14 protein-coding genes are annotated in these 15,348 nt (G+C 63.3%); 5 read left to right on the top strand and 9 right to left on the bottom strand.

The features are described from left to right. Positions 1–6: 6 nt before the first annotated feature. Entirely contained in the window at positions 7–1,158 is a 1,152-nt protein-coding gene (locus tag DKK67_RS06850; protein WP_111495643.1) for an acyl-CoA dehydrogenase family protein, read from the top strand. Positions 1,159–1,178: 20 nt separating this feature from the next. Beyond that, entirely contained in the window at positions 1,179–2,360 is a 1,182-nt protein-coding gene (locus DKK67_RS06855) for a thiolase family protein (RefSeq protein WP_111495644.1), read from the top strand. A gap of 181 nt (positions 2,361–2,541) precedes the next feature. Here DKK67_RS06855 and DKK67_RS06860 read toward each other — a convergent pair whose 3' ends face one another. Beyond that, entirely contained in the window at positions 2,542–3,597 is a 1,056-nt protein-coding gene (locus DKK67_RS06860; RefSeq protein WP_228160529.1) for an AraC family transcriptional regulator, read from the bottom strand. An 87-nt stretch (positions 3,598–3,684) separates the two neighbouring features. Between DKK67_RS06860 and DKK67_RS06865 the strand changes: the two genes are divergently transcribed. Further along, positions 3,685–5,334: an AMP-binding protein gene (locus DKK67_RS06865; RefSeq protein ID WP_111495645.1), complete on the top strand. Its 1,650-nt coding sequence runs from the start codon at positions 3,685–3,687 to the stop codon at positions 5,332–5,334. Positions 5,335–5,349: 15 nt separating this feature from the next. On the opposite strand, the gene DKK67_RS06870 is transcribed toward DKK67_RS06865, so the two are convergent. The 6 genes from DKK67_RS06870 to DKK67_RS06895 form a co-directional block, all read right to left on the bottom strand. Next, entirely contained in the window at positions 5,350–5,865 is a 516-nt protein-coding gene (locus DKK67_RS06870) for an ankyrin repeat domain-containing protein (RefSeq protein WP_111495646.1), read from the bottom strand. 111 nt (positions 5,866–5,976) lie between these two features. After that, positions 5,977–7,284 (bottom strand): ABC1 kinase family protein, encoded by a 1,308-nt coding sequence (locus DKK67_RS06875; RefSeq protein WP_111495647.1) that lies wholly within the window; start codon positions 7,282–7,284, stop codon positions 5,977–5,979. 151 nt (positions 7,285–7,435) lie between these two features. Continuing rightward, on the bottom strand, positions 7,436–8,104 hold the full coding sequence (locus tag DKK67_RS06880; RefSeq protein WP_111495648.1) for a fumarylacetoacetate hydrolase family protein: 669 nt from the start codon (positions 8,102–8,104) through the stop codon (positions 7,436–7,438). Between the two features lie 76 nt (positions 8,105–8,180). Next, the gene (locus DKK67_RS06885; protein WP_111495649.1) at positions 8,181–8,723 is read right to left on the bottom strand and encodes an adenine phosphoribosyltransferase; all 543 of its coding nucleotides are present in this window, start codon (positions 8,721–8,723) and stop codon (positions 8,181–8,183) included. 52 nt (positions 8,724–8,775) lie between these two features. Further along, entirely contained in the window at positions 8,776–10,071 is a 1,296-nt protein-coding gene (locus DKK67_RS06890; protein ID WP_111495650.1) for an NCS2 family permease, read from the bottom strand. Positions 10,072–10,220: 149 nt separating this feature from the next. Then, the gene (locus tag DKK67_RS06895; RefSeq protein ID WP_111495651.1) at positions 10,221–10,844 is read right to left on the bottom strand and encodes a trimeric intracellular cation channel family protein; all 624 of its coding nucleotides are present in this window, start codon (positions 10,842–10,844) and stop codon (positions 10,221–10,223) included. 222 nt (positions 10,845–11,066) lie between these two features. On the opposite strand from DKK67_RS06895, the gene DKK67_RS06900 reads away from it, so the two are divergent. After that, positions 11,067–11,603, top strand: coding sequence for a BLUF domain-containing protein (locus DKK67_RS06900; protein ID WP_111495652.1), 537 nt, complete (start codon positions 11,067–11,069; stop codon positions 11,601–11,603). A gap of 3 nt (positions 11,604–11,606) precedes the next feature. On the opposite strand, the gene DKK67_RS06905 is transcribed toward DKK67_RS06900, so the two are convergent. Continuing rightward, positions 11,607–12,206: a DUF2238 domain-containing protein gene (locus DKK67_RS06905; RefSeq protein ID WP_111495653.1), complete on the bottom strand. Its 600-nt coding sequence runs from the start codon at positions 12,204–12,206 to the stop codon at positions 11,607–11,609. A gap of 131 nt (positions 12,207–12,337) precedes the next feature. Between DKK67_RS06905 and DKK67_RS06910 the strand changes: the two genes are divergently transcribed. Then, entirely contained in the window at positions 12,338–13,315 is a 978-nt protein-coding gene (locus DKK67_RS06910; RefSeq protein ID WP_111495654.1) for an NADPH:quinone oxidoreductase family protein, read from the top strand. Between the two features lie 171 nt (positions 13,316–13,486). On the opposite strand, the gene DKK67_RS06915 is transcribed toward DKK67_RS06910, so the two are convergent. Further along, entirely contained in the window at positions 13,487–15,319 is a 1,833-nt protein-coding gene (locus DKK67_RS06915) for a long-chain-acyl-CoA synthetase (protein ID WP_111495655.1), read from the bottom strand. Positions 15,320–15,348: the final 29 nt, after the last annotated feature.

Genomic DNA, 15,348 nt, shown 5'->3' on the forward strand with positions numbered 1-15,348 from the left:
GTCAGCATGAAACCGATTCGTGAACCGGAAGAGCGGGCGATGTTCCGCGATATGGTGGTCAAGGTCCTCGAGAGCCAGGTCCAGCCCCACTACGAGGCCTGGGACGAAGAAGGCATCGTGCCGCGAGAGCTGTGGCGGACCTTTGGCGAGGCCGGCATGCTCTGCGTCGACGTCCCGGAGGCCTACGGCGGTGTGGGCGTGCCCTTCGACTATTCCATTGTGGTGGGTGCCGAACTGGCGCGAATGGGCTTCGGCGCGCTGGCGACCAACGTGATGGTGCATTCCGACATTGTCGCGCCGTACCTCACCAACATCGCCTCGGAAGAGCAGAAGCAGCACTGGCTGCCGAAGCTGGTCAGCGGCGACGCAGTGGGCGCCATCGCCATGACCGAACCGGGTGCCGGCAGCGATCTGCAGGCGATGCGCACCAGTGCGAAACCGGACGGCGACGGCGGCTACATCCTCAATGGCTCCAAGACCTTCATCACCAACGGCCAGCACGCCGATATGGTGATCGTCGCGGCCAAGACCGATCCATCTGCCGGCGCGCGGGGCATCAGCCTGTTCCTGGTGGACACCTCGCTGCCCGGCTTCAGCCGTGGCCGGAACCTCGACAAGATCGGCCAGCACTGCGGTGACACCTCCGAGCTGTTCTTCGAGGACCTGCGAGTGCCTGCTTCGGCCCTGCTGGGTGAAGAAGGCAAAGGCTTCGTCTACCTGATGACCGAGCTGCCCCGGGAACGGCTGGTGATTGGAGCCCTGGGCTGTGCCGCGGCTCGCGGTGCCCTGGATCTGACCATCGCCTACGCCGACGAGCGGGAACTGTTCGGCCAGAAGCTCAAGCAGCTGCAGAACACCCGCTTCCGCATCGCCGAGATGGAGACCGACTATCGGGTCAACCAGGCCTTCATCAACGAGTGCATCGAGCAGTACGGCGCCGGTGAACTGGATGCCGCCACGGCGTCCATGGCCAAGTACAGCGCCACCGAGATGCAGTGCCGGGTGGCGGACGGCTGCCTGCAACTGTTCGGCGGCTACGGCTACACCACGGAATACCCGATCTCGCGCGCATTCACCGATGCCCGGGTACAACGCATCTACGGCGGGACTTCCGAAGTCATGAAGGAAGTCATCGCCCGCTCCCTGCTGGGCAAGTAACCGGAATTGAGGATTTTGCTATGTCTGATTCAGATGTCCTGATTGTGGGCGCCGCCCGCACCCCGATGGGTGGCATGCTAGGCGCGCTGAGCCCGGTCCGTTCACCGGAACTGGGGGCGGTCTCCATCAAGGCGGCTATCGAACGGGCTGGCCTGGTGCCGGCTGACGTCAATGAAGTGGTGATGGGCTGTGTGCTGCCGGCCGGCCTGGGCCAGGCGCCGGCGCGTCAGGCGTCCCGCGCGGCGGGCATCCCGGACAGCTCCGGTTGCACCACCGTCAACAAGATGTGCGGCTCCGGCATGCAGGCGGTCATCATGGCCCACGACCAGATCAAAGCCGGGACCAACAACGTCATGATCGCCGGCGGCATGGAGAACATGAGTCAGGCGCCGTACCTGTTGCCCAAGGCGCGCGAAGGCCTGCGCATGGGGCACGGCCAGGTGATCGACTCGATGTTCTTCGACGGGCTGGAAGACGCCTACGAAGGTGGCCTGATGGGCGTATTCGCCCAGCGCAGCGCGGACGAGTACAAGATCAGCCGGGAGGCGATGGACGAATTCGCCATCGCCTCGCTGAACCGGTCGCTGGCGGCTATCGAGAACGGCGGATTCCGGGATGAGATCGTGTCGGTCACCGTTCCCGGCCGTGGTGGCGAGACGGTGGTCGACACCGACGAGCAGCCGGGCAAGGCGCGCCCCGAGAAGATTCCGACGCTGAAACCGGCCTTCAAGAAAGACGGCACGGTGACGGCGGCCAATGCCAGCTCCATCAGCGACGGGGCCTCGGCCCTGGTGCTGGCGAGCGACGCGGAAGCACATCAGCGTGGCCTCAAACCGCTGGCCCGCATCGTGGCCCACGCCACCCACGCCCGTCTGCCGGCGGAATTCACCCTGGCGCCGATCGGTGCGATCCAGAAAGTGCTGGACAAGGCCGGCTGGTCGAAAGACGAGGTGGATCTGTACGAGGTGAACGAGGCGTTCGCGGTGGTGGCGCTGCTGGCTATCAACGAGCTGGGTCTGGATGCGGACAAGGTGAACGTCAACGGCGGCGCCTGTGCCCTGGGGCATCCGATCGGATCGTCGGGGTCACGGATCATCGTGACGCTGATCCATGCCCTGAAACAGCGGGGCCTGAAGAAAGGCGTGGCGTCGCTGTGTATCGGTGGCGGTGAGGGGACGGCTGTGGCGATTGAGTTGCTGTAGCTGGAGTGGCGGTAACCGGAGTGGGTGTCGGGGATTCGGTTTGGCGCCTCCCCCTCTCTACAAACCTCTCTCCCTCGAGGGGGAGAGAGGCTTAAAATCCAGCTCCGGGAGGTCTGGCCACTATGGCGCAATAAGCAAGGATTATTGGAACCAGCAGTCATCAAGCTCTAGACGAACACCTTTACTGATCCTGCTGTCGATACGCCAGCGGGCTCAGTCCCGTCCAGTGTTTGAACGCCCGTGAAAAGGCCCCGGGCTCCGCAAACCCCAACTGCGTTGAAATCTCCGCCACGCTCAGATTCTGCCGCGTCAGCATGATCACCGCCTGGTCCCGCCGCAGGTTGTCCTTGATCTGTTGATAGGCACTGCCTTCGGATTTAAGCTTGCGGCTGAGGGTATAGGAGGTCATGTGCAGCCGCTCCGCCACCCAGTCCAGATTGGGCAGACGGCTGTCCTCAAAGGTTTCCAGCAATCGGCGCACCTGGGTGGTCAGGCTGTCGTCGTCCGCCGTCCAGATCATCAGGTCCCGGGGTGAGCTGAGAATGAAGTCGTCCAGCTCTTCCGGCGTGCGCACCACCGGCATGGTCAGGTAGTTCTTGCTGAAGAACAGGCTGTTGCGCTCTCGCTCGAAGTAGCACTGGCACGGAAACACGAAGCGGTACTCGTCGAAATGGCCGGGCAGCGGGTGGGTGAAGGTCGCGTGGCTGAGTACGATCTTGCGGCCGATCAGCCAGCCCACCAGCCGGTGCCAGACCATCAGCAGCCATTCCACCAGGAAACGATCCGGGTCCAGTTCGGGATGATGGTGGGTCAGGCTCAGTTCCGCCTCGCCGCCCTCCAGGTCGAGGGTGATCTCGATATCGTCGGAGAACAGCCGGTAGCAGCGGATGCTTTGACGCAGGACGTCTTCCAGATTGGCGCTGTGGACGGCCAGGGACCCCATCAGGTGAAAGTGGCCGACGCGGCAGGGGCGGGAGGTGCGGCCCATGAACTCGTCGTCCAGCTCTTTCCAGACCAGCCGGAACAGGCGGATGAACTGATCGGTGGGGATGCGGGCGCGGGGTTCGCGGATCAGGTCGGGATCGATGCCGCGCGCCCTCAGCAGGGCATCGCAGTTCCCCCGGACCTGTTCGAGGCCGCGCAACGCCGCCTGGGCGTAGTGCGGCGAAAAGGTGAGGTTCTTGATGGACGGAGCGTCCGCCGCCTGGGCCTGCCGGGTACGCGCAAAACTTGTCAAGTTATCTGCCCGATCCTGTCATTCTGTTCCCACGAGGGCTTGCCTAATCTGACCCTGACAAACCAAACAAGAACAAGGTGAATCAGTATGGGCACAACCCGCTACGATGCGTTTACTAGTACGTTTTCCGTGGATCAGATCTTACAGAACTTCCGGGGCGATTATAACGACGGCCTGAACGTGTGCGAGGAAATCTGCGATCGCCACGCCGACGACCCGGGCCGGATCGGTTTGCGTTACGAGCGGGCTGACGGCACGGCCGGGGAAGTCAGCTTCGCCGAGCTGCAACGGCGGGCGGCGCAGTTTGCCGGTTTTTTGCAGGCACAGGGCATTGGTCGGGGGGACCGCGTGGCCTGCCTGCTGCCGCGCACGCCGGAACTGCTGGTATGCGTATTGGGCACCCTGCGCGCCGGTGCGGTTTACCAGCCGCTGTTCACGGCGTTCGGTTCCGGCGCCATCGAGTACCGGCTGGAGAAGGCCCAGTCGAAGCTGATCGTTACCAACCCAGCCCAGTGGCCGAAGCTGGCCGATGTGAATGGATTGCCGAAAACCATGCTGGTGGCGGAGAGCGCCGAGGCGGTCGAGGGCCAGCCGGACTTCCTGTTCCGCGAGGAGATGGCCAGGCAGCCGGACGCCTTTGAGCCGATCAGGCTGGGGCCGGACGCGCCGTTCCTGCAGATGTTCACCTCCGGCACTACGGGCAAGTCGAAAGGCGTGGCGGTCCCGGTTCGTGCACTGCCGGCGTTCTGGATGTACATGCGTTACGCGGTGGGCCTGCGCGAGGCGGATAATTTCTGGAACGTGGCGGACCCGGGCTGGGCTTACGGTCTCTACTACGCCATCGTCGGGCCGCTTTTACTGGGTTGTACCACGCACTTTAACGAAGCGGGATTTACCGCGGAAAACACCTTCGAGTTCCTGCGCAAGTACCGCATTACCAATCTGGCGGCGGCACCCACCGCCTATCGTCTGCTGAAGGCCAACGAACCGCTGTTGAAGGACTATCCGGGCATCGAGCTGCGGGTGGCCAGCAGCGCCGGCGAGCCGCTGAATCCGGAAGTCATCGACTGGGTCGCGCGGGCGCTCGACTGCACGGTGTGCGATCACTACGGCCAGACCGAAACCGGCATGACCTCCGCCAATTTCCACGGGCTGGAACACCCTCATCGCGATGCCAGTATGGGCTACCCGATTCCGGGATACCGACTGGTCGCATTGGACGCCCAGGGCAACGAAGTGGCGCCGGGGGAGACCGGCGAGCTGGCGGTGGATCGCGAGCAATCCCCGCTGTTCTTCTTCCAGGGATACACCTGGAACGAGAAAGACCCGTTCCGCGGTCGGTACTACCTGACCGGGGATGTGGTGGTCAGCAACGATGACGGCTCCCACTCCTACACCGGTCGCGACGACGACATCATCGCCTCCGCCGGCTACCGCATCGGTCCGGCCGAAGTGGAGAGCTGTCTGCTGGAGCACGAGGCCGTCGTGGAAAGCGCGGTGGTTGGCAAGCCGGATGAGAAGCGCGGCGCCATCGTCAAAGCCTACGTGGTGACCCGGCCGGAATTCGACGGCGTGGACGATCTGGCCGAGCAACTGCAGCAGCACGTGCGCCGGCGGCTGTCGACCCACGCCTACCCGCGTGAGGTGGATTTCGTCACTGAACTGCCAAAAACCTCCAGCGGCAAGATCCAGCGCTTCCTGTTGCGCAAGCAGGCGGAGGAAGAGGCAACCGCCTGAAACATCGGCTGCGCTTTACTGCAGCAGCGGGATGACGTCCTGCGCGTCGGCGGCCCGGGCCCGATCCAGGGCTGTCTGACCGTCGGCATCCACCGCGTCCCGGTCGGCGCCGGCCAGCAGCAGTCGTTCCACCAGCGTCCGGCGGTTGTGCTCCGCCGCGACCATCAACACCGTCTTGGCCCCTTCGGGCCGACTGTTCGCGTCGGCCCCTTTTTCCAACAGCGCGTCCACCAGCGCTTCGTTGTCCTGGTCCACAGCGACCCGCAACGGCGTTTTCCCGTCGTGGTTGGCGAGGTTGGGATCGGCCTTGCTGTCGAGCAGCAGTTTCACCGTCTCCACATGACCGCCGCCGACGGCGAGCATCAGCAGACTGTCGCCGTCGCGGGTGCGCAGGCCCACCGGAACGCCGGCGTGGAGGAGGGTGGCGAGCATGCCGGCACCGCCATTGCGGGCCAGCTCGAACAGGCCCTCGGCGAAGGCGACGGCGTCCTCATCCTTGTTGTTGTCGGGTTGTTGCGGTTGATCGCTCATCGGGGTAGCTCCTGAATCGGCGGTGCGGCTGCAAAGGTGGACACGGGCGATGGATTGTCCAGCGATGTCGGCAACGGTGCAAGGTGTTCGCTGCTTTGCCGTCCGTCGACGTCAGGCGCTGTTCAGGTAACGCTCCAGCTCCGGCCGGAAGGCCGCCTGCACGCCCAGTCGCTTCATCATCCAGTAGTGGCCGGCGATCATGCGGTCGATGAACAGGCTCTCCACCGGCGGCTGGAAGTAGTCCAGGTACTTGAAGACCGTCGGAGTCTTGGCCGCGACGTCCTTGTGGATCTCCGACTCGGCGAAATCGTAGGGGGCGTCCGTGGCGAAGGGTTTGATCAGGATGTCCCGCCACATGGCGTAGTAGGCATCGTCCACCGCCGGCTGGCTTTGTACCCGGGCGCCCAGGTCAATCAGGTGCCGGTCCAGCGCCTCGTAGTCCTCTTCCAGCGCCGCGATCAGGGCCTTGCGATAGGACTCGACAATGGCGGGTTTGAGTTTCTTGACGCAGCCGAAGTCGTACATGATCAGGGTGCCGTCCGGCCGGAAGGCGAAGTTGCCGGCGTGGGGGTCGCCGTGGATGGCGTTAAAGCGGAATAACTGGTCCGCCATGGTGCGGAAGATGCGGTTGCCGATGTCGTTGAGGGTGGCCTGGTCGTAGTGCTCGGCGGTCACCTCGCTGATGTGGTCGCCTTCCACCAGTTCCAGCGTGAGCACCCGGCGGGTGGAGTGGCTGTCGATCACCGCCGGGATGACCACTTTGGCGTCGTCCCGGTGGAATTCGCCGAACTGGCGCAGGTTGCGGGCTTCGTTCTCGTAGTCCAGCTCTTCCTGCAGGCGTTCGCGGATCTCGCCGAAAAGCTGGTCCACGCTCTCTTTCGGCATTTTGAGCAGCCCGCCGAGGCGTAGCGCGGTGCGCAGCTGTCGCAGGTCCGAATCGCAGGATTCGTCCACCCCCGGGTACTGCACCTTGACGATCACGTCCTCGCCGCTGTGCAGGCGGCCTCGATGGACCTGGCCGATCGAGGCCGCAGCGTAGGGTGCTTCCTGCAGGTAATCGAAGGCCTCCCCCAAAGGCTTGCCCAGCTCGGTTTCGATCTGCTCGACGATGACCTCGAACGGCATCGGCGGCGCTTCTTTCTGCAGCTTCTGCAGGGCGTCGGAAAACTCCTGGGGCAGGAAGTCCTGGGTCTGGGAGGCGATCTGGCCGACCTTCATGACCGCGCCCTTGAGTTCGCCCAGGGTGTCGGCGATCTGGCCCGCCATGCGGGTGTAATGCTCGCTGCGGGCCTGTTCGTCCTCTTCCCGGCGAAGCAGGCGACGCGCCCGTTGTCCGGCGTACTGGCCGGCCACCGAAGCCGTCATGCCGGCGAGTTTGAAAAAACGTCCCCCTCGGGTCGTTACCGGTTTCCTGGCCATACTGGTCACCCAAACCCTCGTTGCAGCCGCTCGGGTGCGGCTGGTCGGTCCCTGTCTATACGGCGATTTCGGAGTCCGAGTTTAACCCCGTCGCCGTGCGAGGGCGACGGGAAGCGTCACATCCTTGCCGCGGCTGCGTCGGACCCAGCAGTCAACGGCTGACCTGGGTCTCCACCATCAGGCTCTCGTTCAGGGCCAGGCTCAGCTTCTGGCCGGGATAGAGCGGACCAACGCCTTCCGGCGTGCCGGTGAGCACCACATCGCCCGGCATCAGGGTGAAATGCTCGCTCATGTGCGCGATCAGCGGCACCAGCGGGAACAGCATGTCGCGGGTGCTGCCGGTCTGCTGACGGTGGTCGTCGATGTCGAGGGAGAAGGCGATGGGATCGCCATGATCCAGCGCCTCAGCGGGTACGAAGGGCGACAGCGGGCAGGCGCCGTCGAAGGCCTTGGCGCGTTCCCAGGGCTGCCCTTTTGCCTTGAGCTGGCTTTGTACATCGCGCAGGGTCAGGTCCAGTGCCAGGCCGTAGCCCAGGATGGCCTCTCGGACGTCGGCTTCGGTGGCGTTGGTGAGCGGGTTGCCGATCAGTACGGCCAGCTCGGTTTCAAAATGAACCTCGCCACGCCCCTGGGGCAGCTGGATGGATTGCTCCATGGCTGTGGCGGCGGTCGCCGGCTTGATAAACAGCAAGGGGGTATCGGGAATCGGGTTGTTCAGCTCCCTGGCGTGGGCGGCGTAGTTACGGCCGACGCAGACGATCTTGCCAAGGGGCAGTTCAATGGGGTTTCCGGTGTGCCAGAGATGTTGATAGGCGTGCATGACAGGTGCTGTCCTTCAATTGCACATTGAGGACAGCACAGTGCCACCACCCGAGTCGGGAATCAATTGTCTGAAATCAATCCCCGGCGAATTCGCACACGGTGTAGACGTTGAGGCCCTCATCCCGCAGCTTGGCGGAGCCTCCCAGGTCGGGCAGATCGATCATGGCCGCCGCCTCGAAGATCTCCGCGCCGATGCGGCGGATCAGCCGGGAGGCCGCCAGCATGGTGCCGCCGGTGGCGATCAGATCGTCCACCAGCACCACCTTGTCGCCAGGCTTGAAGGCGTCCTTGTGCAGCTCCACGGACGCCGTGCCGTATTCCAGCTGGTAGTCTTCCACCAGGGTGTCGAACGGCAGCTTGCCTTTCTTGCGCACCAGCACCAGGCCGGCGTTGAGTTCATACGCCAGCGCTGAACCGATGATGAAGCCGCGCGCGTCCACGGCCGCAATGGCGTCGATTTCCTGGCCGTGGTAGCGGTGCACAAAGGCGTCGATCAGTTTGCGGAAAGCGGTGCGATCCTGCAGAACCGTGGTGATGTCGCGGAACTGGACGCCGGGTTCGGGCCAGTCCGGCACGGTGCGGATGGCTTGCTTGATGCTTTCGGAAAAGTAGTCCATGGGATTGACCTTTGGCCGGGCGGGCGCAGCGCGGGCTGCGCCCTGCGCCGGTTTATTCGCTCAGGAAAATGAATTTCAGGATGAAGATAATGGCGATGATCACCACACTGGCGTTCAGATGGGACCAGCGTCCGCTCAGGGCCTTGATCAGGGCGTAGGTGATGAAGCCCATGGCGATGCCGTTGGCGATGGAGAAGGTCAGCGGCATCACCAGCGCGGTAACGACCGCGGGCGCTGCATCGGTGACGTCGTCCCACTCGATCAGCTTCAGGCCGCTGGTCATCAACACGGCGACATAAAGCAGGGCCGGTGCGGTGGCGTAGGCCGGGATGATGCTGGCAATCGGCGACAGCAGCAGGCACGCCAGGAACAGGATGGCCACCACCACGGCGGTCAGGCCGGTGCGGCCACCGGCGGAGATGCCGGCGGTCGACTCGATGTAGCTGGTGGTGGTGGAGGTGCCCAGCGCCGCGCCGGACATGGTGGCCACGGAGTCGGACATCAACGCCCGGCCCAGGCGCGGCAGCTTGCCGTCCTTGTCCAGCAGGCCGCCGCGCTGGGCGGCGCCGATGAGCGTGCCGGAGGTATCGAACAGGTCCACGAACAGGAACGCGAAGACGATGCTCACCAGACCCACGTTCAGGGCGCCGGCGATGTCCAGCTGCATGAGGGTGGGCGCCAGGCTGGGCGGGGCGGACACGAAGCCGTCGAACTCGACCAGACCCAGCATCATGGCTACGACCGTGACGGCGATGATGCCGATCATCACGGCGCCGGTAATCTGGCGGTAGGACAGGGCGCAGATCAACAGAAAGCCGCCGGCGAAAAGCAGGGTTTCCGGCGTTTTGACGTCGCCCAGACCCACCAGGGTGGCCGGGTTATCGACGACGATGCCGGCGTTTTTCAGGGCGATCAGGGCCAGGAAGAAACCGATGCCGGCGGAGATGCCGAAGCGCAGGGACATGGGGATGCTGTTGATGATCCATTCCCGGATGCGGAATACGCTCAGCAGGAAGAAAATAAAGCCGGACAGGAACACCGCGCCCAGCGCCACCTGCCAGCTGTAACCCATGCTGCCGACCACCGTGAAGGAGAAGAAGGCGTTCAGGCCCATGCCCGGCGCGAGGGCAATCGGATAGTTGGCCCACAGACCCATGATCAGTGTGCCGATGGCGGCTGCCAGACAGGTGGCCACGAATACGGCACCGAAGTCCATGCCACTGCCGGACAGGATGCTGGGGTTGACGACGATGATGTAGGCCATCGTCAGGAAGGTGGTGATACCGGCGATGACCTCACGACGCACATCGGTGCCATGGGCCTTGAGCTGGAACAGTCTTTCGAGCATGGGTCTGCCTTGGAATGGTGAATGAAAGCTTGATTAAGGCTCCGCTCCGGGAGCCGGTCGGGACAATCCTTTCCGCGTCAGTCGGAACGGAAATCTTAGCCGCCGTCCCGGGTTATGGCCAAAAACGCGTCTACGTTTCACGGTATCCGTCAGTGGGTTCTGGCATCCCGTTGCAGGCGGATGTCGAAACGCACCGCCAGCAGGCGGACCGCCACAATGAACAGCAGGCCGATGCCCAGGGCCAGGGTTTCGTTCTGCAAGGCCCACAGGCAGGCGAAGTAGACCCAGCAGCCGGCAAAGGCAATGGAGGCGTAGATCTGGTCCTTGCGGAAGATAAACGGCACTTCGTTGCACAAGGTGTCTCGCAGGGCTCCGCCGAAGGTTCCGGTCATCACGCCCAGCAGCGAGGCGATAAAGAAGGAGTGACCTAGGTCCAATGCCAACTGCGCGCCAAGGATGGAAAAAACGGCCAGGCCGATGGCGTCCGGCAGCAGGATAAAGGATTCGCGGATGCGGGCCAGTCGCTGGTAGTAGCTGAACACCACCGCCATGAGCAGGATCAGGATGGGCATCTCCTCGTGGCGAATCCAGTACACCGGGTGGTTGTCCATGATCAGGTCGCGCAGGGTGCCGCCGCCCAGCGCGGTGACGAAGGCGATGGTGAAGATCCCCACCGGGTCCATATTGGCTTTGCGTGCGGCGATCATGCCGGAAATGGCAAAGGCGATGATCCCGATGGTTTCGAGAAAATAAAGAATATCAGGTAGATGCATCTCTAAAACCGGTCGTTCTGAGTCGGCGCGTCCTGGCGGGTTTGGACCGTTTGGTCAGTTCCTGAGCAGAAGGGCGCGCAGGATACAGGAAATCGCGGAGCGCTTCACCCCGAGTGGGTACTGAATTTCCGCAGGTCAATCTGGAGGGCGGGTGATCCGGATCCAGCTTTGCGGGGTAGGAATGGCAAGGCGTCCTGAAACATCCCACCACAGGAGACCGTAATGGCATTGATTCGCCTCGCCTACGCCAGTAAGGCCAATTTCCACCCCCGGCCGGACAGCCAGGGTGTCGAGCCGCATGTGGCGAGAATTCTTATGGCCTCTCGTCGTAATAACCCACGTCAGGGACTGGTGGGCGGTCTGTACTTCGGCGACGGTTTCTTCTTCCAGTGCCTGGAAGGCGAATCGGACAAGGTCCACGAGCTGTTCAACCGGCTGCGTGACGACGAGCGCCATCGCGAGGTGACCCTGCTGATGGAGGAACCCATCAAGCGCCGCTCCTTCATCGACTGGTCCATGAAATACGTCCCCATCGACGCTGAGGTCAACCACCTGTTGGAGCAGGCCGGAATGGAGCGGTTCAACCCCTTCGTGTTTGACGGGGCGCTGGTCCAGTCGATGATCGACCTGCTGCGTGACGGGCGCGAGGGGCTGCCCGGGACCGAGCGCAAATCCGGATCGTTCGAGCGCTTCGGGCTGGTGCTGGCGGGCGCGGTGATCGTGGTCGGCGCGCTGGCGTCGGCCGCGATCCTGTGGTGATCGTCAGCGTCCGCTGAACGCCCGCAGTTGACGGTCGTGCCACCGGCTCAGGGTGAGCAGGGCCACGATGGCGCCGCTCAGGCACCAGAGCATGTCCGACTGGGTGTCCCAGACGTAGCCCTGGGTCCCCAGGAAGGCTTCCGCGTCCTGGCCGCTGGCCAGCGCCACCCACCATTCGATCAGTTCGTAGAACGCGCTCAGGGCCAGGGCGAAGCAGACGGTGAAGAAGTTCGTCCAGGCGCCGGGGCGAATCACCTCCAGCCGCAACACGATTTCCCGGGCAATCATGACTGGCACGAAACCCTGGGCAAAATGCCCGAGCTTGTCGTAATTGTTGCGTTCCCAGCCGAACAGGTCGCCGAGCCAGTCGAACAGCGGCACGTTGGCGTAGGTGTAGTGGCCGCCCACGATCAGGATCACGCAGTGGGCCAGGATCAGGACATAGAGCAGCGGCGTCAGGGGAAAGCGCGACCGTGTCACCGCCAGGGCCAGTGCGCCCAGCACGGCGGGCAGGACTTCCAGCACCCAGGTCAGCCGGTCAAACGGCTCGATCCCCGACCACAGCAGTACAGCGGCGAAGAGCCCGCTCCAGACGTAAACCATCGTCCTCTCCTTAGATCCGCATAAATACTGTTTATGCGGAAGAATAACTGATATTGATTTGCCTCATCCTGACAATCGCATTAGCTTGACCGCATCCATTCGCCGAATCAATCACAACAAGAGGGCATGCCATGCGCGCCATTCTGTGTAAGGAATACGGCCCGGCGGAAACGCTGGTGATCGAGGATGTGGCTTCACCGGAGGCCAAGGCCAGTGGTGTCAAAGTCCGCGTCAAGGCGGCCGGTCTCAACTTTCCGGACACGCTGATTATCGAAGGCAAGTATCAGCTCAAGCCGACCATGCCGTTCTCTCCGGGCGGTGAAATGGCCGGTGAAGTACTCGAGGTGGGCGAGAAGGTCACCCGCTTCAAGCCGGGCGACCGGGTCATGGGGCTGACTGGCTTCGGCGCTTTCGCCGAGGAAATCGTCGCCGCCGAAGCCAACCTGCTGCCGGTGCCGGATGGCATGAGCGATGAAGAAGCCGCGGCCTTTACCATGGTCTACGGCACCTCCTATCACGCCCTCAAGCAGCGCGCCAACATCCAGCCGGGTGAGACCCTGCTGGTGCTGGGCGCTAGCGGCGGTGTGGGGCTGGCGACGGTGGAACTGGGCAAGGCCATGGGCGCTCACGTGATTGCCGCGGCCAGCAGCGCCGAGAAGCTGGCCATCGCCAAAGAGGCCGGCGCCGACGAATTGATTAACTATTCCGAAGAGCCGCTGAAAGAGACGATCAAGAAGCTGACCAGCAACAAGGGCGTGGATGTGATCTACGACCCGGTCGGCGGCGACTTCACCGAGCAGGCCCTGCGCGCCATGGCGTGGAACGGGCGTCACCTGGTCATCGGTTTCGCGGCCGGCGACATCCCCAAGGTGCCTGCCAACCTGACCCTGCTGAAAGGCTGTGCGCTGATCGGCGTCTTCTGGGGCAACTTCACCCGCATGGAACCGGAGGTCAGCGCCCAGAACATGATGGATCTGCTCAAGCTGTATGGCGAGGGCAAGATCAAGCCGAAGATCAGCGAGACGTTTGCGTTTGAGGATTACGTAGGGGCGCTGAATGCGCTGACCGGGCGCAAGGCGACGGGCAAGGTGGTGTTGAAAGTCGGCTGAGCTGTGAGGTTGTGATCGTATCGCTCGACCTGCGGTCACGATCTTTAATGTAGCCGACGCTTCAGCTTCGGAGGGCCCGTCAGGGCCCCGGGTCTATCGGGCAGGCCTGCGGCCTGCTCGGAAGCTGAAGCGTCCGCTACATTGTTTGGCGAACGCCAGTGTTGTCGCCTTTTAAAAAGGGATCTCCCCACCCTCAATCCGTTTCACCAACGCCTCATCGACCTGCGTGTAGCCCGTCTCCCTCGGCAGCCAGGCATACACCCGCTCACCCGGCCGATCCACGGAATACCCGGCGGTCTTCAGATCCGCTTTCTTGTACTTGAACGTCCCGGTCTTCTCGATAGCGGACGTCACCCGAACAAACACCGGAATGGCGTAGGGTGGCAGGTTATCCTGCAGGTAGCGAAACAGGGCATCGACGTCGAAATCGTCGACGCCGCCCTGCTGGGGTACCAGGGTCACCATCCCGGCTTTGCCGTTGGTGCCGGGAATGTCCACGCCGTAGACGATCGCTTCTTCCACCATTCCGGACTCGTCGATGATGTTTTCCACCTCCGTGGTGGAGACGTTCTCGCCCTTCCAGCGGAAGGTGTCGCCCATGCGGTCGACGAACTGCAGGTGGCGCCAGCCGATTTCCTTGAGTACGTCGCCGGTATTGAACCAGGCGTCGCCCTTTTTGAACACGTCACGCAGGATGGATTTCTCCGTGGCGTCTTTCTGGGTATAGCCCTCGAACGCCCACTTGGCGGTGATTTCCCCCAGCAGCAGGCCCGGTTCGCCCGCTTTGACCTTTTCCATGCGGCCTTTTGCATTGCGCACCGGGTCGCGGGTGCCCTCGTGGTATTTCACCAGGGCATAGGGCGCGGTGGTGAAACCGACGGTGTTTTCCATATTGAAGAAGTTGCTGAAGCCGATGTTGCCTTCACTGGAGGCGTAGAGTTCGGCCACGGTTTCGATGCCGAAACGTTCCTTGAACGGCTTCCAGATCGACGGGCGCAGGCCGTTGCCGATCATCTTGGTCAGGCCGTGATGCCGGTCGTTGGGGCTGGGTGGCTGGTTGAGCAGGTAGCGACAAAGCTCGCCCACATAGCCGAACGTGCTGGCACCGTAGCGGCGCACATCGTCCCAGAAGGCGGATGCGGAAAACCGGCGGCGCAGGGCAATGGCCGAGCCACCGGATAGCACCGAGCCCCAGCACACCAGCAGCGCCGTCGCGTGATACAGCGGCAGAGTGCAGTAGAGCACGTCGTTGGGCCCCATGTTCAGGGTCATCAGACCGAACCCGCCGTAGGCTTTGATGAACTTGCGATGGGAGCCCGGCGCGGCCTTGGGCAGCCCGGTGGTGCCCGACGTGTAGATGTAGACCGCGGTGTCGCCGAGCGTGGGCGGGGTCTTCACCGTGGGGTTGTTGCCGCGATAGCCGCTGATCATTTGCGCCAGGTTGATGTACCCGTCCGGTGTGGCGCCAGAATCCCGCAATGAGTCGGTGTCGGGCATGAACAGGCAGGGTGACGGGTGGCCCAGCGTGACCTGGTGGCGGACGCCCTCGAAGACTGACGCCAGCTCCTCGCCGACCACGATCATCTGCGGTTCGATCAGGTTGATGCTATGGGCCAGCACCTTGCCCTTCTGGGAGGTGTTGAGCATGGCGCAGGCGACACCAATCTTGGCGGCGCCGACCACGGTGGCCAGCAGTTCCGGTCGGTTCTCCAGCAGCACTGCGATGCTGTCGCCTTTTTTCAGGCCCTGGGCGTGCAGGTAGTGGGCAATGCGGTTGGCCCAGGCGTTGAATTCGGCGTAGCTGATGCGGCGGTCGTCGGCCAGGATGGCGGGCCGGGTGCCGTACTTTACGGCATTGTGCTCCACCAGGGTGCCCAGGGTCAGGGGCTTGCTGTCGTTCTTCAGGGAGTAGTAGTACAGCCCCTTGGCAATCGACGGTGCCCGGCGCACCACGCCGGGCAGTTGTCGGGCAATGTCGCGTACGGAGATGGTGTCTTGGCTCATGCGTCGTTCCGTGTGTCTTGTTATCGTCT

This window comes from Marinobacter bohaiensis (genome assembly GCF_003258515.1).
GTDB classification, from domain to species: Bacteria; Pseudomonadota; Gammaproteobacteria; order Pseudomonadales; family Oleiphilaceae; genus Marinobacter_A; species Marinobacter_A bohaiensis.

Excerpts from the sequence above, each read along its gene's own strand:
- DKK67_RS06850 (WP_111495643.1), top strand. The coding sequence starts at position 7 with ATGAAACCGATTCGTGAACCGGAAGAGCGGGCGATGTTCCGCGATATG.
- DKK67_RS06855 (WP_111495644.1), top strand. The coding sequence starts at position 1,179 with ATGTCTGATTCAGATGTCCTGATTGTGGGCGCCGCCCGCACCCCGATG.
- DKK67_RS06865 (WP_111495645.1), top strand. The coding sequence starts at position 3,685 with ATGGGCACAACCCGCTACGATGCGTTTACTAGTACGTTTTCCGTGGAT.
- DKK67_RS06870 (WP_111495646.1), bottom strand. The coding sequence starts at position 5,865 with ATGAGCGATCAACCGCAACAACCCGACAACAACAAGGATGAGGACGCC.
- DKK67_RS06875 (WP_111495647.1), bottom strand. The coding sequence starts at position 7,284 with ATGGCCAGGAAACCGGTAACGACCCGAGGGGGACGTTTTTTCAAACTC.
- DKK67_RS06880 (WP_111495648.1), bottom strand. The coding sequence starts at position 8,104 with ATGCACGCCTATCAACATCTCTGGCACACCGGAAACCCCATTGAACTG.
- DKK67_RS06885 (WP_111495649.1), bottom strand. The coding sequence starts at position 8,723 with ATGGACTACTTTTCCGAAAGCATCAAGCAAGCCATCCGCACCGTGCCG.
- DKK67_RS06890 (WP_111495650.1), bottom strand. The coding sequence starts at position 10,071 with ATGCTCGAAAGACTGTTCCAGCTCAAGGCCCATGGCACCGATGTGCGT.
- DKK67_RS06895 (WP_111495651.1), bottom strand. The coding sequence starts at position 10,844 with ATGCATCTACCTGATATTCTTTATTTTCTCGAAACCATCGGGATCATC.
- DKK67_RS06900 (WP_111495652.1), top strand. The coding sequence starts at position 11,067 with ATGGCATTGATTCGCCTCGCCTACGCCAGTAAGGCCAATTTCCACCCC.
- DKK67_RS06905 (WP_111495653.1), bottom strand. The coding sequence starts at position 12,206 with ATGGTTTACGTCTGGAGCGGGCTCTTCGCCGCTGTACTGCTGTGGTCG.
- DKK67_RS06910 (WP_111495654.1), top strand. The coding sequence starts at position 12,338 with ATGCGCGCCATTCTGTGTAAGGAATACGGCCCGGCGGAAACGCTGGTG.
- DKK67_RS06915 (WP_111495655.1), bottom strand. The coding sequence starts at position 15,319 with ATGAGCCAAGACACCATCTCCGTACGCGACATTGCCCGACAACTGCCC.